Below are 477 nucleotides of genomic sequence, written 5' to 3'. Positions count from 1 at the left end.
CTTCCAGTATGATTGAGCTTCTTTCTTTAATGCTATCCATTACGATCCTTGATTGGTGTCGTTCGGCAAATGTGTCAACATTGTGCTCGATGCCTGCAAAGATATCCTCCATCTGGTCAAGGTCAACACTTACTTCTTCTGTTAAAGATTTCCTGGTAATAGCGTCCTGATGGTACACATAGTTTACAGGATTTCCTTGGTAGTTTTCCTGGAGCATAATAAATCCGCACACAATATTGAACAGTTCGATATAGGCATATAAGATCTTTCTATTTTTATCCGAACGAATGATGATCAGGTGCGATATTTCATTGTCAGATGGCTTGCGCATCAATTGGGAACTATTACAGTAACGTATATTTTCAATGCCTACGTCCAACTGGTCAACAGCATTGATCATTGCTTTGATAGAGGTCCTGTCAAGTCCGCAATGGCAATAATATTCAACAATGATTTTATTGAGGGCAAGCCTTAGCC

Annotated in this window: 1 protein-coding gene; it reads right to left on the bottom strand. The window is 39.6% G+C overall.

The genetic code is table 11. The annotated features are described in order from the left end of the window. Nucleotides 1–477: hypothetical protein (locus JHD63_RS22845; RefSeq protein ID WP_198973099.1), on the bottom strand; the 477-nt coding region annotated here is incomplete at both ends.

The organism is Xylophilus sp. ASV27 (assembly GCF_016428875.1).
In the GTDB taxonomy this organism is placed as follows: domain Bacteria; phylum Pseudomonadota; class Gammaproteobacteria; order Burkholderiales; family Burkholderiaceae_C; genus Xylophilus.
Note: the sequence above shows the minus strand (reverse complement) of the source record. Positions and strands in the feature narration are given on the sequence as shown.